Source organism: Nocardioides kongjuensis, assembly GCF_013409625.1.
GTDB lineage: Bacteria > Actinomycetota > Actinomycetes > Propionibacteriales > Nocardioidaceae > Nocardioides > Nocardioides kongjuensis.
Map to the genome: position 1 here is coordinate 1,116,403 of NZ_JACCBF010000001.1, position 24,976 is coordinate 1,141,378.

Genomic DNA, 24,976 nt, shown 5'->3' on the forward strand with positions numbered 1-24,976 from the left:
GGGCGGCGATGGCGGAAATGCGCACCCCTGGCGCATTGATGGTTGACGTGTCATCCTTTCTGCATGCGAGTGGTTCCGGAGGCTCGGACGTTCGAGGTCGGCGACGCGGCCGACGTCGGTGCCTGGGAGCGCCACAATGCCGAGGCGCTGGTCGAGCTCGCCTGCGTGATCCCCGCCGGTTCGTTCCGAGCGCGGGAGGTCAACGTCCAGGTCGACCGGCTCCGCCTGGCGCACGTGACCGGTACGCCGCACACGGTGGCTCGCGACGCCGCCCTCGTGGAGTCGCGGCCGGTCGACGCGATCGCGGTGTACGCGGCGCTGCGCGGTGAGGCGCTGCTCGAGTCGGGCGGGCGCCGCCGGGTCGTCCGCCCCGGCCAGCTGCTGGTCTGCGACGCCGACCGCCCGTTCCTGCGGGGGTTCGGGCACGGGCTGGAGGAGCTCGCGGTGACCGTCCCGCGGGCGGCCTTCGCCGAGCTCACCGGTCTCGACTCCGTTGCCGAGCCGCTGGTGGTCGACGCGGCCGGCGCCGGCGCGGACCCGCACGCCCGGGCGCTGGTCCGGCTGGTCGGCCGCTCGGTGGCGGCCGACGTACGGGTCCCGGCGGACGAGCGCGCCGTCCTCGAGCTGGTCTCGGTCCTCGCCACCGGATCCCGCGGACCCTTGGCGCTCGCCCACCGCGCCGCCGCCCGCGCGTACATCGACGACCACCTCACCGACCCGACCCTGTCCGCAGCCTCCGTCGCCGCCGGCGCCGGCATCAGCGAGCGCCAGCTTTCCCGCGTCTTCGCCGACGCCGACACGTCGCTCCCTCGCCAGATCCTCGCCCGCCGCCTCGACCTGGCCCACGCCCTGCTCGCCTCCGGTGCCGCCGCCCGGACCGTCGACGTGGCTGCGCGCTGCGGGTTCGCCTCCCCGTCGTACTTCTCCCAGGCGTTCCGCCGGCGCTTCGGCCTGAGCGCGGGCGAGGTGCGGCGCAACGCGGCCTCGTGAACCTAGGCTCCGTGCATGCACACCGGTCGTCTCGAGGCGTTCAGCGACGGCGTCCTCGCCATCGCCATCACCGTCATGGTCCTGGAGCTCCGGCCGCCGGACGGCGATGACTGGCACGCACTGCTGCACTCGACGGGGCTCGGGCTGCTCACCTACATCCTCAGCTTCGTCTACATCGGCATCTACTGGAGCAACCACCACCACCTGTTCCAGCTGGTCGAGCACGTCGACGGCGCGGTGCTCTGGGCCAACCTGCACCTGCTGTTCTGGCTCAGCCTCTACCCGTTCACCACCGCCTGGCTCGACGAGAGCCGGATCGCGGAGGTCCCGACGATCGTCTACGGCATCAACCTGCTCGGCGCCGCCCTCGCCTACTACGTGCTGCAGCTCGTCGTCGAGCGCACGCCCTCCGGTCAGCGCACGAAGGAGGCGCTGGGCAACGACCTCAAGGGCAAGCTCTCGCCCGTCCTCTACGTCACCGGCATCCTGCTCGCGCTGTGGGAGCCGGTCGTCGGGCTCGTGCCGATGGTCGTGGTCGCCGCGATGTGGTTGGTGCCGGACCGGCGGGTCGAGCGGTTCCTGGCGGGGGAGCGGGGAGAGGGCTCGGGAGCCTGACCCTCAGGGGTGGCCGGCGAGCCGGTTCGCGAGCGCGTCGACGACGTCGCCGGGGTGGTGGATCTTGTCGAACGACCGGTGGATGCCGACCTCGACGAGGACGGCGGGGTCGATCTCGGCGGAGCTGTAGGTGATGACGACCAGCTCGGGGTGGTGGGCGCGGAGCCGGGGGATGAGGTCCAGCCCGCTCATGTCGGGAAGGTGGATGTCGCAGATGGCGGCGTCGAGCCGGCCCTCGGTGCTGAGCTGCAGCGCCGTCAGGGCGTCCCCGGCGGCTCCCGCGAGCGAGAGGGCCGCCGTCGAGCCGACGAGCTCGGACAGGACGAGGAGGAGCAGCGGGTTGTCCTCGACCACGAGGACGGAGGACGTGCGGTCCACGACCACGTCGGGCGTGCTCATGCCAGCTGCTTCTTGATCTCGGTCTTGAGCACCTTGCCGACCTTCGACCGGGGCAGGTCCTCCCACACCTCCACCTGCTTGGGGGTCTTGACGCTGCCGATCCGCTCCTTCACGAACGCCTGCACCTCGGCGGCGAGGACCGACTGCCCGGGCCGCAGCTGCAGGACGGCGGTGAGGCGCTCGCCCCACTTGTCGTCGGGAAGCCCGACCACCGCGCAGTCGGCGACGGCCGGGTGGGCCATCAGGGCCTGCTCGACCTCGGTCGAGTAGACGTTGAAGCCGCCCGTGATCACCATGTCCTTCGCCCGGTCGACGATGTGCAGGAAGCCCTCGTCGCCGGGGTCGGTGCTCAGGTAGCCGATGTCACCCGTGTGGTGCCAGCCGTACGCCGACGCCTCCGCCGTCGCCGCCGGGTTCTTGTAGTAGCCGCGCATCACCAGCGAGCCACGCACCACGATCTCGCCGCGCTCGCCGTCGGGCAGGAGGCGGCCCTCGTCGTCCATGACGGCGACCGTCACCAGCGGCGCCGGTCGCCCGGCCGACGACAGCCGCTCGACCGCGATCGAACCGTCGTCGCGGAAGTGGTCGCTCGGTGCCATGGTCGAGATCATCATCGGTGCCTCCGTCTGGCCGAAGAGCTGCGCCATCACCGGGCCGACCCGGGTCAGCGCCTCCTCGAGGCGCCGCGCGGACATCGGCGCCGCGCCGTACCAGAAGCACTGCAGGCTGCTCAGGTCCGTGGCGTCGAGGTCCGGGTGGTCGAGCACCATGTAGACCAGCGTCGGCGGCAGGAACGTGTGCGTCACCCGGTGCTCGGCGATCGCGGCGAGGAAGCCGCCGACGTCGGGGGCCCTCATCACCACGATCGAGCCACCCGAGGCCAGCACGGGGAAGCACAGGACGCCGGCGGCGTGGGTGAGCGGCGCGAGGGCGAGGTATGTCGGCCGGGCGGGTCGGGCGGGCCACGGGTAGCCGATCAGGGTCAGTGCGGTCATCGTCTCGAGGTTGGTGCCGGTGAGCATCACGCCCTTGGGGCGACCGGTGGTGCCGCCGGTGCCGACGATCATCGCCAGGTCGTCGTCGGCCGGCCGGTCCACCGGTTCGACGCCGCAGGCGAGGAACTCCTCCCAGCCGAGGGCCCAGTCGACGGCGCCGTCGAGGCAGACCAGGGTCGTCACGGCCGGCAGGTCGCCGCGGATCTGGTCGACCAGGCCGGCGTACGACGCCTGGAAGACCAGCGTGGTGCACTCGAACAGGTCGAGCAGCTCGCGGTTCTCCGCTGCCTCGTTGCGCGGGTTGATGGGGCACCACACGGCGCCGGCGCGGCTGATCCCGAACACGCAGGTGAACGCGACCGGGTCGTTGGAGGCGAGCACCGCCACCTTGTCGCCGGGCGCCACGCCCCGCCCTGCGAGGGCGGACGCGATCCGGTCGGCGAGCCCTCTCACCTCGCCGTACGTCAAGGTCCGCCCGTCGCAGACCAGGCAGGGGGCGTCCCCTCCCAGCGACGCCCCCTTGTCCAGGTAGTCGACCAGCCGCACCGGTGGCTCCTCAGCCCTCGACGGTGAGCACCGGCTCGGAGACCAGGCCGAACGCACGCAGCTGGCCCAGGAGCGCGCGGTGACCGAAGGCCTTGCAGCCCGACGCGAACCCGACCCGCAGCGGCGGCTGCTGGAGCAGCGAGTACGCCGCGTAGGCCTGCAGCAGGCCGGTCTGCTTGTAGTTCTGGTTGCCGTGGATCACGCAGTGGGCCCGGCCGAGCGGGCCGGAGGCGTGCACGGAGTCGAGTGACTTGTTGAGCCGCGGGTTCTCCCGCGGCGGCATCTGGTTCATCACCTGCGCGGCGGTCGCGGTGAGGGCGGCGTCGCGGTCGGCCTCGTTCATGTCCTTGGTCGCCTCCAACGCCCCGGCCACGATCTGCGGGACGCCGTTCATCAGGGCAGCGTTGAAGACGCCGCCCTGGGCCTTGCAGTTCGCGACCCGCGGGTCCTTGCGGTACCAGACCGGGTGCGAGGTGCCGCCCCACGGCAGGGACAGGGCGAGCTCGTGCTGGCCGGGCACGACGAGCGGGACCAGGCCCTGGGTCGGGTCGAACTCGACGTACTGGTTCTGCTGGAGGTAGTGGGCCCTCGACGTCGCGGCGTTGACCAGGATCGTCTGGGTCGAGGCGATCGTGGGGGATCCACCCCAGAACACCGCGATGTCGAGGGAGTCGAGGCCCGGCTTCTCGAGGCACAGCTCGGCGGCGATCTCGCCGGTCGTGTACATCTGAGCGATGCCGGGGGAGAGCAGCAGGCCGGCACCCGCGAAGTCCGAGCCCCAGCGCTCGTCGCAGGTGATCAGCCAGTCCTGCTCGCCCGTGGTGTCGAGGTAGTGGGTGCCCGCCGCGAGGCAGGCCTCGACGACCTCGGGTCCGTGCTTGCTGAACGGGCCGACCGTGTTGCACACGACCGAGGCACCGCGGAACAGGTCGCTCAGTGCGTCGACCGAGTGGGCGACCTCGACGATCTCGTAGTCGGCCGTCTCGATCCCGGGGACGTTGGCCTCCATGGAGGCCTTGAGCTTGCCGCCGTCACGACCGGCGGCCACGAACGGGACGCCGAACTCACGCAGGTACTCGCAGATCAGGCGGCCGGTGTAGCCGGACGCGCCGTAGACGATCACGGGCTTGGTCATCGCGCTCACATCCCCATTCCGCCGTCGACCGGGAGGCCGATGCCGTTGACGAACCGTGCCCGGTCGGAGGCGAGGAAGACGACCGCGTCGGCGATCTCGTCCTCGGTGGCCAGCCGACCCGACGGGGTCAGGGCGACCACCCCGGCCACGGCCTCCTCGGGCGAGGGGAACAGGCCGAGCGTGGTCATCTCGTTGGCCAGGCCGGCGCCCATCTCGTTGGGCACCAGGCCGGGGTAGACGCAGTTGACCCGGATGCCGAGCCCGAGCTTGCCGCTCTCCATCGCCGCGATCCGGGTGATCCGGTCGACCGCGGACTTGGAGGCGGAGTACGCCGACAGCGCGGGGAAGGCGATGGTCGCAGCGACCGAGGCGATGTTGATGACGACGCCGCCCTTGCCGGCCGCGCCGCCGGGGCCCATGGTGCGGAAGGCGTGCTTGACGCCGAGCGAGGTGCCCACGACGTTGACGTCGAAGATCCTTCGCACGACGTCCGGGTCCAGGTCGACGAAGAGTCCGGCGATCTCGATGCCGGCGTTGTTGACGAGGATGTCGAGCCCGCCCGTCTCGCGCACGGCCTGGGCGACCGCCGCCTCCCAGGAGGCGTCGTCGGTGACGTCGAGGTGGACGAAGGCGCCGCCGATCGACGAGGCGACCTCCTTGCCCTTCTCGTCCTGCAGGTCGGCGACCACGACGGTCGCGCCCGCCTCGGTCAGGAACTCGGCGAACTTCCGGCCGAGGCCTTGGGCTCCGCCGGTCACCAGGGCGGTTCGCCCGGCCAGCTCGGATGTGGTCATGGGAGTGACTCCTTCATCGGGTTCGTCGGCCTCGTCGGTGCCGCGTGTGATGCAGGACACACAACTCCCGATGCTTGACGACTGTCAAGACTTTTCTGGTCATCTGCCCAGAGAAATCTGGTCACCTGTCAAGGAGGGCCGGGGATCGGGTAGTGTCCGGCGACATGACGACTGCCACGGCGCGTCGTACGCCCGCCGACAAGCACGACGAACGCCGTCGCGCCCTGGCCGACTCCGCCCTGCGGACCCTCGGCGAGCTCGGCTACGCGCGTGCCAGCCTGCGGGAGATCGCGAACAACTCCGAGTTCTCCCACGGCGTCGTCCACTACTACTTCCACGACAAGCTCGAGCTGATCGTCTACTGCGTGCGCCAGTACAAGGCGACCTGCGTGCACCGCTACGACGGCGTCGTCGCCGACGCGACCACCCCCGAGGGCCTGGTCGAGGGCTTCGCCGAGAAGCTGGTGGAGACGATCGTCGACGAGGCCCCGATGCACCGCCTCTGGTACGACCTGCGCTCCCAGAGCATGTTCGAGGAGAGCCTGCGCGAGGCCGTCCTCCAGATCGACCAGACCCTCGAGGACATGGTCTGGCGGGTGGTGTCGACCTACGCCGAGCTCGCCGGCCGAGCCGTCGCGATGACGCCCCATGTCACCTACGGCCTGCTCGACGGCCTGTTCCAGCAGGCCCTGCTCGCTCACCTGTGCGGACGCGAGGCAGCGCTCGACGACCTCCGTGCGCAGGTCGTGGAGCTCATGCCGGTGTTGCTGGCCCCGGAGGGCCCGACCGCCACGGGTGCGTGAGCGCCGCCGCGCGTGCGGAGGTCGTGCGGCCAAATGAAGAAACCGGCCGATCCGTGGGATCGAGCCGGTTCTTAGCCTGGAAAGGCTGGTGGGCGATACTGGGTTTGAACCAGTGACCTCTTCCGTGTCAAGGAAGCGCGCTACCGCTGCGCCAATCGCCCCTGTGGAGTTGTCTGTGAGGTGGGTACGGGATTTGAACCCGTGTACACGGATTTGCAGTCCGTTGCCTCGCCTCTCGGCCAACCCACCGCGGCGGCCCTACGCACTGGCCTGGTCAGGCAGTGGGTCTGACCACTCCGAGCGGACGACGAGGCTCGAACTCGCGACCTCAACCTTGGCAAGGTTGCGCTCTACCAACTGAGCTACGTCCGCATCGCACCGCCTTGCTTGCCTTTCGGCCCGCCCTGCGGTGCGTTGAGAACATTAGCCGATCCGGTGAACCGCGCCAAAACGGGGGTCCACTTCCGGCATGTCGCCGGTTCCTCGGGGGTGGATCGGGGCCTTCTACGCTGGCTCCATGCGCGTGTGGATCAACGGCCGAGTCCTGTCCGACCCGATGGCCCCGGCGGTGCCGGTGACCGATCACGGGCTCACCGTCGGCGACGCGGTGTTCGAGGCGGTCAAGGTCGTCGACAGCCAGCCGTTCGCTCTGCAGCGTCACCTCGAGCGCCTCGAGCGGTCGGCGGCGGGGCTGGGGCTCGTGGGCCTCGACACCGACGCCGTACGACGGGGAGTGGCCTCCGTGCTCGACGGCGACGCCATGCCGCTGGGCCGGCTGCGGATCACGGTCACGGGCGGCAATGCGCCGCTCGGCAGCGGGCGCGGTGACGACCCGCTGACGACGATCGTGGTGGCGGCACCGATGGATCCCGCGCCCGAGACGACCGCGGTGATCACGGTGCCGTGGCCGCGCAACGAGCGGGGACCTCTGGCCGGGCTGAAGACGACGTCGTACGCCGAGAACGTGGTCGCGCTGGCCGCCGCCCGCGAGAAGGGCGCGAGCGAGGCGGTCTTCGCCAACCTCGCCGGCCACCTGTGCGAGGGGACCGGCACCAACGTCTTCTACGTGGTCGACGGCGAGGTGCGGACGCCGACGCTGGCGAGCGGCTGCCTGGCCGGGGTCACCCGGGCGCTGGTGCTCGAGTGGTTCGGTGCGACGGAGGTCGACGAGCCGATCGACGTCGCCGCGAACGCCGACGAGGTCTTCCTGGTCTCGACGACCCGCGACGTGCAGGGCGTGCACCGCTGGGACGACCGCACCCTCGAGGCGCCCGGCCCCGTCACGAAGCAGGCCGCAGCACTCTGGCGGGAGCGGGAGGGGGAGCTGCTCGGCCTCGACCGCTGAGGCTCAGCGACCTGCGAGCAGGGCCACGCACGACGCCACGAAGGCCGCGACGTCCAGCACCACCCGGACGTTGTTGGCCCGCACCCACCGCGCCTCCGAGAACTCGGACCGAGCCGCGGCCACGTCGATCGTCGCCGGGGCGCCGGCAGCCTTGAGCCGGTCGTTGAGCGGCAGGTGCACGGCGAACGTGATCGCCACGACCACCAGGTGCAGGAACAACGCGGCGAGCAGCCAGCCGAGCGCCGAGCGCCAGGGGGCCGACAGACTCAGCAGCGCGGCGACGGCGAGCAGCACGGGCGCGCCGATGAAGCTGCCCAGCAGGAACACCGGGTTGATGATCGCCCGGTCCAGGGCCTGGAAGGCGCCGACGAACGTGCGGTCGTCGGTACGGCGCAACCCCGGCATCACCGTGTGCGCGTAGAGCAGGAACACACCCGCGGACAGGCCGGTGCTCACGGTCGCCAGCACCAGGACGACGTCGCGGGTCATCGGGTCCCGGTGCCGACCACGCTGAGGGACACGCCCTCGCCGAGCCGGTAGGGGTTGGTCGCAAGAAGCGCACCGAGGACCCGGCGCATCCGCGAGATCTCGGCGCGGACGGTCACCTGGCGCCCGCTGTCGCCGTAGAGCACCTGGCTCAGCCGGCCGGCGGACACACCGCCCGCGCCGGCCGCGGCGATGGCGGCGAGCAGCTCGGCGTGCCGCGGTGTGAGCGCGACCCGCCACGGCGAGTCGCCCCCGCGCACCTCGAGGGTGGCGGGGGTGGCGCCGAGGTCGAGCACCGCCGAGAGCATGTGCGCAGACGCGGACGGACGGATCAGCCACCCGCCACGCAGCCGCTCGGGCAGGCACAACCCGAGACCGGGGACGGCGAGCGCCCGGTCGGGCTGCGGCGCCTCGACCCGGTCGCGCACGGCGACCCCCTGGTGCGCGGCCACCCAGCCGTGGTCGTCGACCACGAGCAGCGGGCCGTTGGCGCCGGAGAGCAGCGGCTCCGCCGTACGCCTCAGCTGGTCGAGTCGCTCCTCGTGGTGGCGCCACAGCCGGGCCTCGGCGAGCCGGACCGACGCGGTGACCAGGGCCTCGATCGCGGGATGCAGCGTGAGGGCGGGGCCGCTGACGTCGACGATGCCGAGCAGCGAACCGTCGATCGGGTCGTGGATGGGGGAGGCCGTGCAGTACCAGGGCACCTGGGCGTTCTCGAAGTGCTCGGCCGAGAACAGCTGCACCGGCGCGGCCTCCGCGAGCGCGGTGCCGATCGCGTTGGTGCCGACCGCGGCCTCGGTCCAGGTCGCGCCGTCGGTGAAGCCGAGCCCGTCTGCCTGCCGCTTCACCCGCGGCGACCCGCTGCGCCAGAGCACCACGCCGTCGGCGTCGGTGACGACCACCAGGTAGTTGGATGCGTCGGCGGCGCTGAGCAGCAGCTCGCGGATCTCGTCGATGACCAGCGAGAGACGCGACGTGCGACGGCGCTCCTCGACCTCCGAGGGCGGCAGTGGGTCACGCCCGTTGCGGCCGTCGGGGTCGATGCCGAGGCTCAGCACGCGGGTCCACGAGCGCGCCACGACCGCCCGCGGCCGCTCGGGCGGCGCGGACCCGGAGAGCACCGCGTCGTGGATCCGGACCAGGTCGCGGGCCCGCATCGCGAGGTCGTGCGTGGCCATGCCACCACCGTAGGCGGTGCGGTGTGATCGGGGCCACATGCAACAACGTGCAACGGTTCCCGGCGACGGCCCGCCGGAGGTCGACTTCTCCGCATGACCCAGCTCGACGACCGGCCCGTCACCACGGCCGACACCGACCCCGCCACCGCCTGGTTCGCGGCCTTCGAGGACGCCCTCGAGGCCCGCGACATCGACCGCGCCGCCGGCCTGTTCGCCGCGACCAGCTTCTGGCGCGACCTGATCGCCTTCTCCTGGAACCTGACCACCGTCGAGAACCCCGACGGCGTCGCCGACCTGCTCGCGCACACCCTCGACCGGGTCGACCCGCGCGGCTTCCGGCTCACCGAGCCGGCCGACACCGCCGACGGCGTCACCACCGCCTGGTTCGAGTTCGAGACGTCCGTGGGCCGTGGCCGCGGCCTGGTCCGGGTGGTCGACGAGGACGGGCCCAAGGCGTGGACCTTCCTCACCACCCTGTACGAGCTCAAGGGTCACGAGGAGCCGAAGGGCGTACGCCGCCCGATGGGTGCGGTGCACGGAGCCACCAAGGAGCGGGTGACCTGGCTGGAGAAGCGCCAGGCCGAGGACGCCGCGCTCGGCGTCGACACCCAGCCCTACGTCCTCGTCGTCGGCGGCGGCCAGGGCGGGATCGCCCTCGGAGCGCGGCTGCGCCAGCTCGGCGTACCCGCCCTCGTCATCGACAAGCACCCGCGCCCGGGCGACCAGTGGCGCAACCGCTACAAGTCGCTGTGCCTGCACGACCCGGTCTGGTACGACCACCTGCCGTACCTCAAGTTCCCCGACAACTGGCCGGTCTTCGCGCCCAAGGACAAGGTCGGCGACTGGCTGGAGTTCTACACCCGGGTGATGGAGGTGCCGTACTGGTCGAACACGGTCGCCACCAAGGCGTCGTACGACGAGGCCACGGGGGAGTGGACCGTCCACCTCGAGCGCGAGGGCAGGCCGCTCGTCCTCAAGCCCACCCACCTGGTGATGGCGACCGGCATGTCCGGCAAGCCCAACATCCCCGTCGTCCCCGGCGCGGACGTCTTCCAGGGCGAGCAGCACCACTCCTCGCAGCACCCCGGACCGGACGCGTACTCCGGCAAGAAGGTCGTCGTGATCGGCAGCAACAACTCGGCCTTCGACATCTGCGGTGCGCTGTGGGAGACCGGGGCCGACGTGACGATGGTGCAGCGCTCGTCCACGCACATCGTCAAGAGCGACACCCTCATGGACATCGGCCTCGGCGACCTCTACTCGGAGCGTGCGGTCGAGAACGGCGTCACCACCGAGAAGGCCGACCTGATCTTCGCGTCGCTGCCGTACAAGATCATGCACGAGTTCCAGATCCCGCTCTACGACAAGATGCGCGAGCGCGACCAGGACTTCTACGATCGGATGGCCGCCGCCGGCTTCGACCTCGACTGGGGCGACGACGGGTCCGGCCTGTTCATGAAGTACCTGCGCCGCGGCTCGGGCTACTACATCGACGTCGGTGCCGCCGAGCTGGTGGCCAACGGCGACGTCAAGCTCGCCCACGGCCAGGTCGACCACCTGACCGAGACCTCCGTCGTGCTGGAGGACGGGACGGAGCTCCCCGCCGACCTGGTCGTCTACGCCACCGGCTACGGCTCGATGAACGGGTGGGCGGCGGACCTGATCAGCCAGGAGGTCGCCGACAGGGTCGGCAAGGTCTGGGGCCTCGGCTCGGACACCACCAAGGACCCGGGCCCCTGGGAGGGCGAGCAGCGCAACATGTGGAAGCCGACCCAGCAGGAGAACCTCTGGTTCCACGGCGGCAACCTGCACCAGTCGCGCCACTACTCGCTCTACCTGGCCCTGCAGCTCAAGGCCCGGCACGTCGGCATCGACACCCCGGTTCACCGGTTGCAGGAGGTGCATCACCTCGGCTGACACGTCCTGATGCGATCCCGATGTGAACCGCGGTCGTGAGATGCGTTAGAGTCTCCGACCGCGGTTCCTTCGGGTCCGCGTCCGGGCGATTGGCGCAGTGGTAGCGCGCTTCGTTCACACCGAAGAGGTCACTGGTTCGAACCCAGTATCGCCCACCGGAGATCCACCAGAGCCGCACTCGCCGAGTGCGGCTCTGGTGCATTTCACCGGCTCACCCGGCCTCCCGCTTCACCGAATCGGGGTATGCGCGAGCCGCGGCGGCGTTCCTAGTGTCGAAGCCATGAAGCTCCCAGCCGCGGCGGCTGTCGTGCTCGGCGCGACCAGCCTTGCCCTCGTCCCCACGCCACCGTCTGCCACGGCCGCGGTGCCGACCGTGGTGGCGAGCCTGGTGCAGAACATCTCGACGGCGGGCTGGTCGACCCCGCTGCCCGACCCGGCGGGCATCACCTACCTGCCGGGGCGTGACCACCTGCTGCTCTCGGACTCCGAGGTCGACGAGACGCCGGTCTTCCAGAACGCGAACATCGTGGAGATCACCCGGACCGGCACGATCGTGGACCGCGGCGTCACCACGGCGTACAGCAAGGAGGCCGCGGGAATAGGTCACAACCCGTCGAACGGCCACGTCTTCGTGTCCGACGACGACCAGTTCCGGGTGCACGAGATCACCGTCGGGGCCGACGGCCGCTACGGCACCGCCGACGACGGGCACACCTTCATCAACACGGCCGCGTTCGGGAGCACCGACCCGGAGGACGTGACCTACTTCCCGCCGACCGGCGAGCTGTTCGTGCTCGACGGGGCCGACAACGACGTGCACCGTGTCTCACCGGGCCCCAACGGCGTCTTCGACGGCGTCGCGCCGACGGGTGACGACACCGCGACGGAGTTCGACATCCAGCGGTACGGCGCCGAGGACCCCGAGGGCATCGGCTACCACCCGGGGCGGGGCACGCTCGTGGTGGTCGACAGCACCTCGGACCGGATCTACGAGCTCAACCGAGACCTGGTCCTGGTCTCCCAGATCGACATCGGCGCCTCCAACCAGGTGTTCGCGGCCGGGGTGGCCGTGGCCCCGGCGAGCAACGACCCGAGCCGCTACGACTACTACGTGGTCGACCGTGGCATCGACAACGACGTGGCGCCCAACGAGAACGACGGCCGGCTCTACGAGCTGCGCGCCGACCTGCCGCCGATCGGCAACCTGGCGCCGGTGGTCGACGCCAGCCCGGACGCGCCCGTCGAGGTCGGCACGCCGATCGACCTGAGCGCCACGGTCCGCGACGACGGCGTGCCGGCGGCCGCGACCCTGCAGTGGAGCACCGTGTCCGGCCCGGGCGCCGTGGGCTTCTCGGCACCCACCCAGCCACAGACCAGCGCCACCTTCACCACCCCGGGCAGCTACGTCCTGCGGGCCACGGCGACCGACGGCCAGCTCACCGGCTCCGACGACGTCACGATCACCGTCGTCGCCCGCGGGGCACCGCGCCCGCTTGACACCCCGGTCGCCAAGGCCTTCGACGACGTCGAGCAGAGACCGACCGGCTTCGCCGACTGGCTGGGTGCGACGTTGAACATCCCCAACGCGGGCACCACCAGCCAGACCATCGGCCTGCGGTTCGCGGACCTCGCCGTGCCGGTCGGCGCGACGATCACCGAGGCGTGGATCCAGTTCGCGGCCAGCGGCTCGACCAGCACTGCCACGTCGGTCCAGGTGCGGGGCATCGCGGCCGACGACACCCCGACCTTCACCACCTCGTCCACCACCGTGTCGTCCAAGCCGAAGACCACGGCGCAGGTCGCGTGGAGCCCAGCGGCGTGGACGTCCGGGCAGCGCGGCGCGGCACAGCGCACGACCGACCTGAAGAGCATCGTCCAGGAGGTCGTCAGCCGACCCGGGTGGCGGCAGGGCAACGCCCTGGCCTTCGCGATGACCGGGTCCGGCGAGCGCCGGGCGTCCTCGCACGACGGTCCGACCCCGCCCGTGCTGCACCTCGCCTACACGGTGCCCCAGCAGCAGGACACGCCACCGACGGCGGCCTTCACCTCGAGCTGCAGCGCGCTCAGCTGCAGCTTCGACGGATCGGGCTCGTTCGACGCCCAGGGCCCGCTGGCCTCGCTGCAGTGGTCCTTCGGGGACGGAGGCACCGCCACGGGCGCGCTGACCAACCGCACCTACGCCGCCCCCGGGACCTACGACGTCTCGCTGGTCGTGACCGACTCGGCCGGGCAGACCGGCACCGTGACGCACCAGGTGAGCGTCGGCGACAGCACGCCGATCGGCTTCCGGGCCGTCACCCGGACCAACGTCAACAGCACCGCCCCGTCGGTGACGGTGCCGGCCGCCGTACGCGACGGGGACGCGATGCTGCTCTTCGCGACCATCAACGTCACGACACTCACGGTGACCCCGCCCGCCGGGTGGACCCAGCTGGCCGACTTCGTGACGGGCTCGCAACGGACCCTGCTCTGGCGGCGGGTCGCGACTGCCGGCGACGCGGGCACGCCGGTGGGCGTGCAGCTCAGCGGCTACGCGAAGGTCGCCCTCCAGCTCGCCGCGTACGCCGGCGCCTCGCGCACGACGCCCGTCGCCCTCGTCGCCACCCGCGGCGACCCGGCCAACACCCTCGACCACCCGACCCCCGCGGTCGCGGTGAACGGCGCCGGTCGCTGGGTGGTCTCGTACTGGGCCGACAAGTCGTCCGCGACGACCGACTGGCGCCCACCGGCCGGCGTCGCCGTCCGCGACGAGACGATCGGCACCAGCGGCGGTCACGTCGACGCCCTTCTCGCCGACGGCGGGGGAGCGGCACCCGAGGGGACCTCACCCGCGCTGACCGCCTCGACCGACGCGTCGAGCCGGGCGGCGATGATCACGGTGGTGCTGCAGCCGGGATGACCGGGAGCAGCACAGGGACCGTCCCGATCTGCCGCGTTCGCCGGACAGGGCGGCGTCGCCGACCTACGCTCCAGCGCCATGAAGAGCCACCGTCTCGCCGCTGTCCTCGCCACCGCCGCCCTGCTGGCTCCCGCCTCGCTGGTCCTCGCCGGCCCGGCCGACGCGGCCGGACCGAAGACCTACCGGAACTGCACGGCGCTCAACAAGGACTACCCGCACGGCGTCGGCAAGCCGGGCGCGGTCGACAAGACCTCGGGGACGAGGGTCACGAGCTTCACCCGCAACGCCAAGCTCTACCGGGCCAACGCCAAGAGCGATCGCGACAAGGACGGGATCGCCTGCGAGAAGGCCTAGCCCCGGCCCTCGCCCCGGTCCGTGCTGAGCCGCCCGCCGGTGTCCTCCAGGTGTGCGCGGACGAACCAGTGGAACAGCTCCAGCTGCTCGGTCTGCCCGATGAACATGTCCTGGGTGACCAGGTCGAGGTCGTCGAGCTCCTTGATCCCGTCGCGGTACGACGAGATCACGCCCGCGTAGACGGCGTCGAGCGCGGCGAGGTGCTGCTGGGTGGTGCCGCGACCGACGTCGTAGTCGTCCCACGGCCGGCGGCCGACCAGGCCGCCGGGCGTGCCCTGGGGTGAGCCGCCGAGCGTGGCGATCCGCTCGGCGAGGGCGTCGGCGAAGCCGCGCACGGTGTCGACCTGCGGGTCGAGCATCTCGTGGACGGCGATGAAGTGCGGGCCGACGACGTTCCAGTGCACGTGCTTGAGCGTGAGGTGCAGGTCGGTGCAGGCGTCGAGACGGCTCTGCAGGAGCTCGACGACGCGTGCGGCAGTCTTCTCGTCGAGGCCGGGAGCGGTGAAGTGCAGGGTCGGGGTGGAAGCCATGGCCCATCGGTACGCGCTCGGCGCGGGTTCACACGGTCGCCGCGACGGGTCGCCGAACTGCCGCGCGGGGCACCCGGTCGGCTCGGTACGATCGTGACCCGGTGCGTCGTCCGGTCGCGCCGCCATCCACGTCTCACCGAGGAGTCCTTCCGTGCCCGACATCAAGGTCGCCGTACTCAGTCCTGACGCGCGCCAGGAGGAGACGGTCACCACGGGCACCAAGGCCTGGGAGCTGTTCCGCGACGACGCCGACGTCATCGCCGCCCGTGTCGGCGGTCAGCTCAAGGACCTCTCCTACGAGCTCGCCGACGGCGACGAGGTCGAGGGCGTGCTGATCGGGAGCCCCGACGGCCTCGACATCCTGCGGCACTCCACCGCCCACGTGCTGGCGCAGGCGGTGCAGCAGGTGTTCCCGGAGGCCAAGCTCGGGATCGGTCCGCCGATCCAGGACGGCTTCTACTACGACTTCGACGTCGAGACCCCGTTCGTGCCCGAGGACCTGGTCAAGCTCGAGACCGCGATGCGCAAGATCGTCAAGGAGAACCAGCGCTTCGACCGCCGGGTCACCACCGACGAGGACGCGCTGGTCGAGCTCGCCGACGAGCCCTACAAGGTCGAGCTGATCGGTCTCAAGGGCAGCGCCGGCGAGGCGGCCGAGGGCGCGAGCGCCGAGGTCGGGGCCGGCGAGCTGACCATCTACGACAACATCAACCGCAACGGCGAGGTCGCCTGGAAGGACCTCTGCCGGGGCCCGCACCTGCCGACCACGAAGCGGATCCCTGCGTTCAAGCTGATGCGCAGCGCCGCGGCGTACTGGCGCGGGGACGAGAAGAACAAGCAGCTCCAGCGCATCTACGGCACCGCCTGGCCCAGCAAGGAGGAGCTCGAGGCCCACCTGCACCGCCTCGAGGAGGCCGAGCGCCGCGACCACCGCAAGCTCGGCCGCGAGCTGGACCTGTTCTCCTTCCCCGACGAGATCGGCTCCGGCCTGCCGGTGTTCCACCCCAAGGGTGGTGTGATCAAGCGGGAGATGGAGGACTACGTCCGCCGCCGGCACATCGAGGAGGGCTTCTCGTACGTCGGCACGCCCCACATCTCCAAGGACGGCCTGTTCCACACCTCCGGCCACCTGCCGCACTACGCCGACACGATGTTCCCGCCGATGGAGTTCGAGGGCGCGAACTACCAGCTGAAGGCGATGAACTGCCCGATGCACAACCTGATCTTCAGCAGCCGCGGGCGCTCCTACCGCGAGCTGCCGCTGCGGCTGTTCGAGTTCGGCAGCGTCTACCGCTACGAGAAGTCCGGCGTGATCCACGGCCTGACCCGGGTGCGCGGCTTCGCCCAGGACGACTCGCACTCCTACTGCACTCCCGAGCAGGCCCCGGCCGAGGTCAAGCACCTGCTCGACTTCATGCTGAGCGTGCTGCGCGACTTCGGCCTCGACGACTTCTACCTCGAGCTGTCGACGCGCGACGACAGCAAGGCCGACAAGTTCATCGGCAGCGACGAGGACTGGGCGACCGCCACCGCGATCCTCGAGCAGGTCGCCACCGAGTCGGGCCTCGAGCTCGTCCCCGACCCGGGAGGCGCGGCCTTCTACGGCCCGAAGATCTCGGTCCAGGCCAAGGACGCCATCGGTCGCACCTGGCAGATGGGCACGGTCCAGTACGACTTCAACCAGCCCGCGCGGTTCGGCCTGGAGTACACCACCTCCGACGGCTCCAAGCAGCAGCCGGTCATGATCCACTCGGCGAAGTTCGGCTCGATCGAGCGCTTCCTCGGCGTCCTCGTCGAGCACTACGCGGGCGCGTTCCCTCCGTGGCTGGCCCCGGTGCAGGTCGTCGGCATCCCCGTGGCCGATGCGTTCACCGACTACCTCTACGAGGTGACCGACCAGCTCAAGGCGCGAGGGATCCGGGTCGAGGTCGACGAGTCGGACGACCGGTTCCAGAAGAAGATCCGCAACGCGCAGCTGCAGAAGGTCCCGTTCATGCTCATCGCCGGCGGCGAGGACGTGGAGAAGGGCGCGGTCAGCTTCCGCTACCGCGACGGGCGCCAGGACAACGGCGTGCCGATCGACGAGGCCATCGCCCGCGTCGTCGCCGTGGTCGAGTCCCGCGAGCAGGTCTGAGCGATGGTCGCCGGCGGTCGTCGTACGGCGCTCGCCTGCGCCACCGCGGCGCTCGCCGCCGTGCTGACGGGATGCGGCGGGTCCACGCCCTCGGGTGCCCCGCCGCTCCCGCCGACCAGCACGCCGACCGCCACCGACACCGCCGTCGACGGTGCGCCGGGCGGTGACGCCGGCGACCCGGGCGCGGACGCGAGCGACCTCGCCAAGCTGGCCGAGGAGGCCGCGCGCAACGCCGGCAAGGGCCCCCCGAGCGACATCGCACCCCGCGACGGCGAGGTGCTCGGCGGCGACGTCAGCTGGCCCCAGTGCCCGCCCGGCACGGGCATCCCCGAGAAGCAGGGCAAGGGCCTGCCGATGCCGCTGCCCGAGGCGGAGTTCGTCGTCCTCGGCCTCACCAACGGCCCCGGCTTCACGCCCAACCCCTGCCTGGCCGACCAGGTCGCCTGGGCCAAGGCCAACGACGTCCTCGTCTCGGTCTACGCCGTGTCGAGCTACCCCAGCGCCGAGACGGTCAAGAAGTACGGCGCCGACGGACCGTACGACGCCACCGACCGACTCGGGAAGCTGCGCAACGTGGGCTACCAGCAGGCGCGCTTCAACATCGGCACCATGGGCCAGGTCGGGGTGGTCAGCCCGATCGTGTGGATCGACGTCGAGCCGGTGCCGAACTTCGACTGGAGCACCGACCTGAAGGCGAACGCCGCGGTGATCGAGGGCGTGGCGCGGGGCTACGCCGACGCCGGCTTCGCGATCGGCGTCTACTCCACGCCCCACCTGTACCGCCGCGTCGTCGGCGACCTCAGCCTCGGCGGGGTGCCGGAGTGGCGGGCCGCCGGCCAGACGTCACGCGACGAGGCGCTTAACCGGTGCGGACCCGACTGGTCCATCCAGGGCGGCACCGCCGTCATGGGACAGTGGGTGGAGCAGCAGCGCGACCTGAACCTCACCTGCCCGGGGATCGCGGCCGACCTCGGCCGCTGGTTCCACCGGTTCTCGTGACCGGGCTCGTGCACGTGGGGCGACGTGAGAGGGTTTCGTCATGACCTCGGAGGGTGTGGACACCGAGCCGCTCGACGGGCGTCGGCGGCGCTGGCAGGAGCACAACCAGGTGCGCCGCCAGGTGATCATCGACGCGGCGATCGCCGTGCTCGAGCGCCAGGCGCCGGGCGAGGAGGTCCAGGTCCAGGCGGTCGCCGACGAGGCGGGCATGAGCCGCACGGTCATCTACCGCCACTTCGAGGACCGCTCCGACCTCGACCGCGCCGTGCAGCGGGAGATCTGCGACCAGGTCGGCGGTGAGCTGCTGCCCGCGCTGTCCTACGACGGGACGCCGGACCAGATCATCCACCGCATCGTCGGCAGCTTCATCCGCTGGGCCGAGGCCCACCCCACGCTGTACTGGTTCGCCGAGCGGGACCTCGCCGGCTGGGGCCCGAGCCCGCTCAGCCAGGCGGTCGAGCAGGTCGCCGAGGGCATCGAGGGGATCATGGCCATCGTCGTCGCGGCGTTGGGCGTCGAGCTCACCGACGACGACCGAGCCGCCCTCGACCCGTGGGTGTTCGGCATGATCGGCGCCGTGTTCGCCGCGGTCCGCCGCTGGCTCGAGCGCCCCGTCCGCGAGCCCGGCATCGAGGCCTGCATCAGCATCCTGTCCGAGTCGATCTGGCTGCAGATCAACGGGATGGCTCTCTCCCGCGGCCTCAACCTGCCCGACCTGCCGGTGGCCGAGCTGCTCCAGGCACTCGGCCCGGCCGACGGGGAGTCCGGCTCCGAGGGCGGCGCATGAGCCCCACCACCGGGCCCGACGGGCTCGACCGGCTCTGGACGCCGCACCGGATGGCCTACGTCCGCGGCGAGGCCGACGACCAGGCGGAGGCGCAGCCGGCGCACGCCGACCCGCGGCCGGCCTGCCCGTTCTGCCGGATCACCGCCGACCCGGCGACCTCCACCGACGACGAGCTGGTGGTGGTGCGGGGGCGCACGGCGTACGTCGTGCTCAACCTGTACCCCTACAACCCCGGCCACCTGATGGTGCTGCCCTACCGCCACGTCGCCGACTACCTCGACCTCGACGACGAGGAGACCGACGAGGTGACGGCGCTGACCAAGGCGGCGCTGCGCACCATCCGCTCGGTCTCGCAGCCGCACGCCTTCAACGTCGGGCTCAACCTCGGCGGCGCCGCGGGCGGGTCGCTGTCGGGACACCTGCACCAGCACGTCGTACCGCGCTGGTCGGGCGACGCGAACTTCATGACCGTCATCGGCGGCACCAAGACCCTGCCGCAGCTGCTGGGGGAGACCCGCGACCTGCTGGCCGCGGCCTGGCACTGAGCCGGTGGTGACGATGGGGTCCACCAAGTGACCATCGAGTAGGTTCCTGACCCGTGTTGGAGCGCTTCAAGGAGTTCTGGGCCGGGACCGTGCTGCACCCCGTGGTGCGGCTGTTCATCCGGCTGGGCATCAGTCCCGACGCGGTCACCCTCGTGGGCACCATCGGTGTCAGCGCCGGTGCCCTGATCTTCTTCCCGCAGGGCGAGCTGCTCGTCGGCGTCCTGTTCATCACGGCGTTCGTCTTCAGCGACCTGATCGACGGCCGGATGGCCCGTGAGACCGGCCGGGTCTCGAAGTTCGGCGCCTTCTGGGACTCCACCCTCGACCGGATCGGCGACGGCGCGATCTTCGGCGGCCTCGCCCTCTACTTCGCCGGCACCGGCAAGGACCAGGGCGACAGCTACCTCTACCTGTGCGTGACGCTGTGGTGCCTGGTGATGGGCTCGGTCACCTCCTACGCCCGCGCCCGTGCCGAGTCCCTCGGCATGGACGCCAAGGGCGGCATCGCCGAGCGCGCCGACCGGCTCGTCTCGATCCTCGTGATGACCGGTCTGGGAGCGCTGCTCGACCTGCCGATCCTGATGTACGTCACGCTCTGGGCGCTCGCCCTCGCGAGCACCTACACGGTGGTCTTCCGGGTGCTGAAGGTGCGCCGCCAGGCGCTCGCCGCCGAGGCCGGCCCCTCCGGCTCCTGAACCCTCCGGCGCGCCCGAGGCCGCGGCGCACGAACATGTGGTGAAGCCTCTCTCGCGGCGCTGCCGGAAGGCGGTGTCCGCGCCGCCTCCCCGGCGTCGGGAGGACGCACCTCGCGCCGTACGATTGGTCACATGAGCGAGCAGCAGGAGCACGGCACCACCCGAGTCAAGCGCGGCATGGCCGAGATGCTCAAGGGTGGCGTCATCATGGACGTCGTCACCCCGGAGCAGGCGAAGATCGCCGAGGACGCCGGCGCGGTGGCCGTCATGGCGCTGGAGCGGGTCCCCGCGGACATCCGCGCCCAGGGCGGCGTGTCGCGGATGAGCGACCCCGACATGATCGACGGCATCATCGAGGCCGTCTCGATCCCGGTGATGGCGAAGGCCCGGATCGGCCACTTCGCCGAGGCCCAGGTGCTGCAGTCCCTCGGCGTCGACTACATCGACGAGTCCGAGGTCCTCACGCCGGCCGACTACGCCAACCACATCGACAAGTGGGCCTTCACGGTTCCCTTCGTCTGCGGTGCGACCAACCTGGGTGAGGCGCTGCGCCGGATCACCGAGGGCGCCGCCATGATCCGCTCGAAGGGCGAGGCCGGCACCGGCGACGTCTCCAACGCGGTCACCCACATGCGGACCATCCGTGCGGAGATCCGTCGTCTCGGGTCGCTGGCCGACGACGAGCTGTACGTCGCCGCGAAGGAGCTCCAGGCGCCGTACGACCTGGTCGTCGAGGTCGCCCGCACCGGCACGCTGCCGGTCGTGCTGTTCACCGCCGGCGGCATCGCCACCCCGGCGGACGCGGCGATGATGATGCAGCTCGGTGCCGAGGGCGTCTTCGTCGGCTCGGGCATCTTCAAGTCGGGCAACCCCGCCCAGCGTGCCGAGGCGATCGTGAAGGCCACGACCTTCTTCGACGACCCCGACGTGGTCGCGAAGGTCTCGCGCGGCCTGGGCGAGGCCATGGTCGGCATCAACGTCGAGGAGATCCCGCAGCCCCACCGCCTGGCCGAGCGCGGCTGGTGACCCCGGGCGGGCCCTGCCCGCCCCGTGCATGACACCCCGAGGGTGTGGCGACGCGTGAGCGTTGCCACACCCTCGGTAAAATTCTGGGCCTTTCGTCCCGATTCCCACCCGCCGACGCGCCCACCCGTGCTTGCCTTCGTCCTGGATCGCGGGGCGCTCCCTGCGCCGCGACCATGACGAACCAGACCTGGGGACAACAGGCATGGGGACTGGAGATTCGATGAAGAAGACGACGAAGGGCGCGCTCGCGGCAGGAACCGCAGCCGTCCTGCTCATGGGTGGTGCGGGCACCCTGGCCTACTGGACCGACAGCGACACCGTCACCGGGTCGAGCATCACGAGCGGCCACCTGAGCCTCGACGCCTCGGCGTGCCAGGGCACCACCGGCTGGCTGCTCGAGGGCGCTCCCTTCGACCCCTCGACCGGGACGCTGATCCCCGGCGACACGCTGAGCAAGACCTGCAACGCCGTGGTCAACGTGAAGGGCACCCACTTCACCCAGGTCGACATCCAGGCGACCGCGCCGAACGGCCCCGCCGCCGCCGCTCCGTGGGACGAGCTGACGGTCGCTGCGACGGTCAACGGCTCGACGACCGGCGCCAACAACGTCGCCGTCAGCCAGGGCGCCAACAACATCCCGGTCTCGATCACGGTCACCTGGCCGTACGGCCCCAGCGCCGACAACGACCTGAACGGCGACCTGACGACCGCGCTGGGCAACATCGCGATCACCGCTGTCCAGGACCACAAGGCCGACCCCAACTGATCCACGCCGGCCGTTGTTCTCGTGGATCCGGCAGGTCGTCGCCTGGCTGGTGATCATCGGTGTGGTCGTCGTCCTGGCCGCCGCGGTCGTCGTACCGCGGCTCGCCGGGGCGACGCCCTACACAGTGCTCACCGGCTCGATGCGGCCGGACCGTCCGCCGGGAACGCTGGTCGTCGTCAGGCCGGTCGATCCCGACGACCTTGCGGTGGGGGACGTCGTCACCTACCAGCTCGAGTCCGGGGAGGCGACGGTGGTCACCCACCGGATCGTCGCCATCGGGAACCAGCTGGACGGAGACCTGGTGCTCACCACGCAGGGCGACGCCAACGACGTGCCCGACCGGGAGCCGGTCAAGCCGGTCCAGGTCCGGGGACGGCTGTGGTACTCGATCCCGTACCTCGGCTACGTCAACAACGCCCTGAGCGGGAAGCAGCGTCAGGTCGCCGTGCTGGTCGTCTCGACCGGCCTCGTCGGCTACGCCGCATTCATGTTCGTCGGTGCGGTCAGGGACCGGAGGCGGGGGCGGCTCGCTCCGGCATCCGGCGACGCAGCCGCCGACACCCCTGACGACATCGAGATCACCGACAACACCGACGACATCACCGAGCCAGACGCGGTACCGGTCGCACGACCCGAACCGCACCAGCAGCGGGGCCTGCGTGGTCCGCTGCTCGCCGCGATCCTCGTCGTGGCGGCCGTGCTCCTCCTGCTCCGCCGCCACACCGGGCGCGGACGCGACTGACAATCCAGGAAAGGTCCTCATGATCCGCCGATTCGCCTCGCTGGTCGCCGCAGCCGTGCTGGCTGTCTGCGCGTCGGCTGCGCCGGCACGTGCGGACGGTGAGATCGGCCTGAGCAGCGACGGGGTCACCTGGGTACGCCAGCTGACCACGCCGCTGTACGACGCCGGCTTCGCCTGGGTCCCGGGTGACGTCGAGGAGCGCAGCTTCCGGGTCCGCAACGACGGCCCTTCGGCGGGTGAGCTCACCGTCGACGTCGTCGCCGGCGATCCCCAGGCGTTCCTCGCCTCGCCCGACCTCCTGCTCGAGGCCCGGGTCGGCTCGGGCCCGTGGGTCGAGGTCGTGCCAGGCACGACGCACCTCCAGCCGGCTGTCCTGGACATCGCGAAGGGTGCCGACACCAGCGTCACCGTGCGCGGCACCCTCCGCGCCGAGACGACGGGCCACATGGACGAGATCGCGCCGTTCGAGGTCCGCGTGACGATGTCCGAGGACGGCGACGTCGGTGGCCAGGAGGAGGGGGAGGACGACGGTGAGGTCAACGGCTCCGCGGCCCTGCCCGACACCGGAGGTCCCTTCGGCGTCGGCGTCATCTGGCTGGCCGCCGGTCTCGTCGGCGCCGGCATCGCCCTGGTGCGGCCCGGTCGCCGCCAGCGGACGGAGGTGGCCGACCGTGGCTAGGCACGACGCGCGGCACCGCGCGGACCGCGCAGGATGGTTCGGTCAGGGCCGGACCAGGGCGTTGCTGTCCGCCGGCCTGCTGCTGGGGACGGGGGCGGTCGCGACCTCGGCGTACTGGACCGACCACGAGACCGTGACCGGCGCGCCGCTGCACAGCGGGTCCCTGCACGTCGACCTCGAGTCGAACTTCCGCGTGAAGCCCGAGACGATCAGCAACTGGGCGGACCTCAGCCTGGCCAACCTGGTCGACGGCACCAGCCGCGCCGGGATCATGACGGTCAAGAACAACAGCCGTGGTCACGCGAAGCTGTCCTACCGGGTCCAGGCCGGCGCGACCAACGCCCTCGGCGGGGCGCTCAAGCTCACCGTGCGGCGTGGCGGCACCGTCAGCAGCGGCACCTGCACCGGGGGCACCCTCATCGGCAGCGCCGGGGCGACGCTCAACGGCTTCAACCAGGCCATGGACCTCACGCTCACCCCCGGGCAGTCGCACGACCTCTGCCTCCAGGTCAGCCTGCCGGCCGGCTCGAACATCGCCCCCAGCGCGACCTCCACGGTGACCTTCACCTTCCCCGCCAAGCAGGAGCCGTCGTGATGTCCGGTACGAAGCGGGTCGCGCGCGAAGCGCTGCTGTGGGTCGGAGGAGCGCTCGGCGCGCTGTGCCTGCTCTCCCTCGTGGCCGGGTGGGCGCTCAGCATGACGCCCCTGGTCTTCTCCTCCGGCTCGATGAGCCCGGCGTACGACGCCGGCGCGCTCGGCATCGCGCGCCAGGTCGACGCGGCCGACCTCGCCGTCGGCGACGTCGTCAGCGTCCACGACGACGCCGGCACCCGGGTCACGCACCGCATCGTCGCGATCGAGGACCAGGGTGGGCGCGCCGTGCTCACCCTGCGCGGCGACGCGAACACCGTCCCGGACGTCCAGACCTACGCGGTCGCCTCGGCCGATCGGGTCGTCCTCGGCGTCCCCTACGCCGGCTACGTGCTCAATGCCGCCGCGAGCCCGTTCGGCCTCGCTGCCGCCGCCGTGCTGGCAGCGGGGGCGCTGCTGGCCGGGTTCGGCCGCGGGCGGCGCCTGGTCCCGGTCGGGCTCGTGGCGACGGTCGTCGCCGGCGTCGGGCTCGGTCTCACCGGGGTGACGCCGTGGGCGTTCACGTCGGCGTACTGGACCGACTCGGCCAGCGCCACCGTCGCCGCCTCCACCCCGGCGGCGGTCACGCACCAGCAGCCGACCTGCACCTCGAACGAGGGGAGCGGACAGAACAAGCAGCAGGCGACGCTGACGTGGCCGTCGGTCGGGACGCAGTACGAGTACTACTGGGAGCTGTGGAAGGGGACGAGCCCCGGCGGCGCGCTGTACGCCACGAGTGCTCCGACCGGCTCCTCGAACCCGATCGGTCCGTCGAGCAGCGGCAGCACGGTCACCTTGACCTTCGGCGAGGTGATCGCCTCCGGCGGTGGCGGGAACGACAACTTCTACGTGAAGGTGTGGACCCGCCTGGCGAGCAACCACACCAACGTCGGCTCGCCGACGACGACCCTGCTGCACTCCGGACCGCGCCCCAACGGCCCGAACTGGTGGATGTACTGCGGCAGCGCCTGAGCGCCCGGGGACAAG

Annotated in this window: 25 protein-coding genes and 4 tRNA genes; 19 read left to right on the top strand and 10 right to left on the bottom strand. The window is 71.3% G+C overall.

Going from position 1 to position 24,976, the window contains the following annotated elements; all coding sequences use genetic code 11:
• The first annotated feature begins 63 nt into the window (after positions 1 to 63).
• Positions 64 to 990 carry a helix-turn-helix domain-containing protein gene (locus BJ958_RS05230; protein WP_179725866.1) on the top strand — a complete coding sequence of 309 codons (927 nt, stop codon included), beginning with the start codon at positions 64 to 66 and terminating at the stop codon, positions 988 to 990.
• Between the two features lie 15 nt (positions 991 to 1,005).
• The gene (locus tag BJ958_RS05235) at positions 1,006 to 1,605 is read left to right on the top strand and encodes a TMEM175 family protein (protein ID WP_179725867.1); all 600 of its coding nucleotides are present in this window, start codon (positions 1,006 to 1,008) and stop codon (positions 1,603 to 1,605) included.
• A 3-nt stretch (positions 1,606 to 1,608) separates the two neighbouring features.
• Here the strand turns inward: BJ958_RS05235 and BJ958_RS05240 are convergent, their stop codons facing one another.
• The 4 genes from BJ958_RS05240 to BJ958_RS05255 are packed head-to-tail and all read right to left on the bottom strand — an operon-like array spanning position 1,609 to position 5,474.
• Complete coding sequence (locus tag BJ958_RS05240; RefSeq protein WP_179725868.1) at positions 1,609 to 2,004, bottom strand: response regulator; 396 nt, start codon at positions 2,002 to 2,004, stop codon at positions 1,609 to 1,611.
• Complete coding sequence (locus tag BJ958_RS05245; protein ID WP_179725869.1) at positions 2,001 to 3,545, bottom strand: AMP-binding protein; 1,545 nt, start codon at positions 3,543 to 3,545, stop codon at positions 2,001 to 2,003. The genes BJ958_RS05240 and BJ958_RS05245 overlap by 4 nt, the downstream gene beginning before the upstream one ends.
• 10 nt (positions 3,546 to 3,555) lie before the next feature.
• Complete coding sequence (locus BJ958_RS05250; RefSeq protein ID WP_179725870.1) at positions 3,556 to 4,680, bottom strand: DUF5938 domain-containing protein; 1,125 nt, start codon at positions 4,678 to 4,680, stop codon at positions 3,556 to 3,558.
• Positions 4,681 to 4,685: 5 nt separating this feature from the next.
• Positions 4,686 to 5,474, bottom strand: coding sequence for an SDR family NAD(P)-dependent oxidoreductase (locus BJ958_RS05255; RefSeq protein WP_179725871.1), 789 nt, complete (start codon positions 5,472 to 5,474; stop codon positions 4,686 to 4,688).
• Positions 5,475 to 5,638: 164 nt separating this feature from the next.
• Between BJ958_RS05255 and BJ958_RS05260 the strand changes: the two genes are divergently transcribed.
• Positions 5,639 to 6,277: a TetR/AcrR family transcriptional regulator gene (locus BJ958_RS05260; protein WP_179725872.1), complete on the top strand. Its 639-nt coding sequence runs from the start codon at positions 5,639 to 5,641 to the stop codon at positions 6,275 to 6,277.
• Positions 6,278 to 6,363: 86 nt separating this feature from the next.
• Here the strand turns inward: BJ958_RS05260 and BJ958_RS05265 are convergent.
• The 3 genes from BJ958_RS05265 to BJ958_RS05275 form a co-directional block, all read right to left on the bottom strand.
• Positions 6,364 to 6,438: transfer RNA gene (locus tag BJ958_RS05265), tRNA-Val, on the bottom strand.
• A gap of 17 nt (positions 6,439 to 6,455) precedes the next feature.
• Positions 6,456 to 6,526, bottom strand: a tRNA-Cys gene (locus tag BJ958_RS05270).
• Between the two features lie 50 nt (positions 6,527 to 6,576).
• A tRNA-Gly gene (locus tag BJ958_RS05275) sits at positions 6,577 to 6,649 on the bottom strand.
• Between the two features lie 145 nt (positions 6,650 to 6,794).
• On the opposite strand from BJ958_RS05275, the gene BJ958_RS05280 reads away from it, so the two are divergent.
• On the top strand, positions 6,795 to 7,622 hold the full coding sequence (locus BJ958_RS05280; RefSeq protein WP_179725873.1) for an aminotransferase class IV: 828 nt from the start codon (positions 6,795 to 6,797) through the stop codon (positions 7,620 to 7,622).
• 3 nt (positions 7,623 to 7,625) lie between these two features.
• On the opposite strand, the gene BJ958_RS05285 is transcribed toward BJ958_RS05280, so the two are convergent.
• Positions 7,626 to 8,111 carry an anthrone oxygenase family protein gene (locus BJ958_RS05285; RefSeq protein ID WP_179725874.1) on the bottom strand — a complete coding sequence of 162 codons (486 nt, stop codon included), beginning with the start codon at positions 8,109 to 8,111 and terminating at the stop codon, positions 7,626 to 7,628.
• On the bottom strand, positions 8,108 to 9,286 hold the full coding sequence (locus tag BJ958_RS05290) for a GAF domain-containing protein (RefSeq protein ID WP_179725875.1): 1,179 nt from the start codon (positions 9,284 to 9,286) through the stop codon (positions 8,108 to 8,110). Before BJ958_RS05290 ends, BJ958_RS05285 begins: the two co-directional genes overlap by 4 nt.
• A 93-nt stretch (positions 9,287 to 9,379) precedes the next feature.
• On the opposite strand from BJ958_RS05290, the gene BJ958_RS05295 reads away from it, so the two are divergent.
• The 4 genes from BJ958_RS05295 (at position 9,380) to BJ958_RS05310 (ending at position 14,456) form a co-directional block, all read left to right on the top strand.
• The gene (locus BJ958_RS05295; protein WP_179725876.1) at positions 9,380 to 11,203 is read left to right on the top strand and encodes a flavin-containing monooxygenase; all 1,824 of its coding nucleotides are present in this window, start codon (positions 9,380 to 9,382) and stop codon (positions 11,201 to 11,203) included.
• Between the two features lie 83 nt (positions 11,204 to 11,286).
• Positions 11,287 to 11,358: transfer RNA gene (locus BJ958_RS05300), tRNA-Val, on the top strand.
• A gap of 125 nt (positions 11,359 to 11,483) precedes the next feature.
• A complete protein-coding gene (locus tag BJ958_RS05305) occupies positions 11,484 to 14,102 on the top strand; it encodes a PKD domain-containing protein (protein WP_179725877.1) in 2,619 nt (872 codons plus the stop codon).
• Between the two features lie 78 nt (positions 14,103 to 14,180).
• Positions 14,181 to 14,456, top strand: a complete 276-nt coding sequence (locus BJ958_RS05310; RefSeq protein WP_179725878.1) for an excalibur calcium-binding domain-containing protein — start codon at positions 14,181 to 14,183, stop codon at positions 14,454 to 14,456.
• On the opposite strand, the gene BJ958_RS05315 is transcribed toward BJ958_RS05310, so the two are convergent.
• Positions 14,453 to 14,986, bottom strand: coding sequence for a Dps family protein (locus tag BJ958_RS05315; protein WP_179725879.1), 534 nt, complete (start codon positions 14,984 to 14,986; stop codon positions 14,453 to 14,455). The two genes, BJ958_RS05310 and BJ958_RS05315, sit on opposite strands and share 4 nt — an antisense overlap.
• Positions 14,987 to 15,137: 151 nt before the next feature.
• Between BJ958_RS05315 and thrS the strand changes: the two genes are divergently transcribed.
• From thrS to BJ958_RS05370, 11 genes are all read left to right on the top strand, one after another.
• The gene (thrS, locus tag BJ958_RS05320; protein WP_179725880.1) at positions 15,138 to 17,120 is read left to right on the top strand and encodes a threonine--tRNA ligase; all 1,983 of its coding nucleotides are present in this window, start codon (positions 15,138 to 15,140) and stop codon (positions 17,118 to 17,120) included.
• Between the two features lie 3 nt (positions 17,121 to 17,123).
• Entirely contained in the window at positions 17,124 to 18,119 is a 996-nt protein-coding gene (locus BJ958_RS05325; RefSeq protein ID WP_179725881.1) for a glycoside hydrolase family 25 domain-containing protein, read from the top strand.
• A 40-nt stretch (positions 18,120 to 18,159) separates the two neighbouring features.
• The gene (locus BJ958_RS05330) at positions 18,160 to 18,906 is read left to right on the top strand and encodes a TetR/AcrR family transcriptional regulator (RefSeq protein WP_179725882.1); all 747 of its coding nucleotides are present in this window, start codon (positions 18,160 to 18,162) and stop codon (positions 18,904 to 18,906) included.
• Entirely contained in the window at positions 18,903 to 19,451 is a 549-nt protein-coding gene (locus BJ958_RS05335) for an HIT family protein (RefSeq protein ID WP_179725883.1), read from the top strand. Before BJ958_RS05330 ends, BJ958_RS05335 begins: the two co-directional genes overlap by 4 nt.
• 53 nt (positions 19,452 to 19,504) lie before the next feature.
• Entirely contained in the window at positions 19,505 to 20,146 is a 642-nt protein-coding gene (gene pgsA / locus BJ958_RS05340; RefSeq protein ID WP_179725884.1) for a phosphatidylinositol phosphate synthase, read from the top strand.
• A 132-nt stretch (positions 20,147 to 20,278) separates the two neighbouring features.
• A complete protein-coding gene (pdxS, locus tag BJ958_RS05345) occupies positions 20,279 to 21,172 on the top strand; it encodes a pyridoxal 5'-phosphate synthase lyase subunit PdxS (protein WP_179725885.1) in 894 nt (297 codons plus the stop codon).
• A 220-nt stretch (positions 21,173 to 21,392) separates the two neighbouring features.
• Complete coding sequence (locus BJ958_RS05350; protein ID WP_179725886.1) at positions 21,393 to 21,938, top strand: alternate-type signal peptide domain-containing protein; 546 nt, start codon at positions 21,393 to 21,395, stop codon at positions 21,936 to 21,938.
• A gap of 13 nt (positions 21,939 to 21,951) precedes the next feature.
• A complete protein-coding gene (locus BJ958_RS05355) occupies positions 21,952 to 22,680 on the top strand; it encodes a signal peptidase I (RefSeq protein WP_179725887.1) in 729 nt (242 codons plus the stop codon).
• A 19-nt stretch (positions 22,681 to 22,699) separates the two neighbouring features.
• The gene (locus tag BJ958_RS05360; protein ID WP_179725888.1) at positions 22,700 to 23,359 is read left to right on the top strand and encodes a hypothetical protein; all 660 of its coding nucleotides are present in this window, start codon (positions 22,700 to 22,702) and stop codon (positions 23,357 to 23,359) included.
• Entirely contained in the window at positions 23,352 to 23,954 is a 603-nt protein-coding gene (locus BJ958_RS05365) for a SipW-dependent-type signal peptide-containing protein (protein ID WP_179725889.1), read from the top strand. The genes BJ958_RS05360 and BJ958_RS05365 overlap by 8 nt, the downstream gene beginning before the upstream one ends.
• The gene (locus BJ958_RS05370) at positions 23,954 to 24,961 is read left to right on the top strand and encodes a signal peptidase I (protein WP_179725890.1); all 1,008 of its coding nucleotides are present in this window, start codon (positions 23,954 to 23,956) and stop codon (positions 24,959 to 24,961) included. Before BJ958_RS05365 ends, BJ958_RS05370 begins: the two co-directional genes overlap by 1 nt.
• Positions 24,962 to 24,976 lie beyond the last annotated feature (15 nt).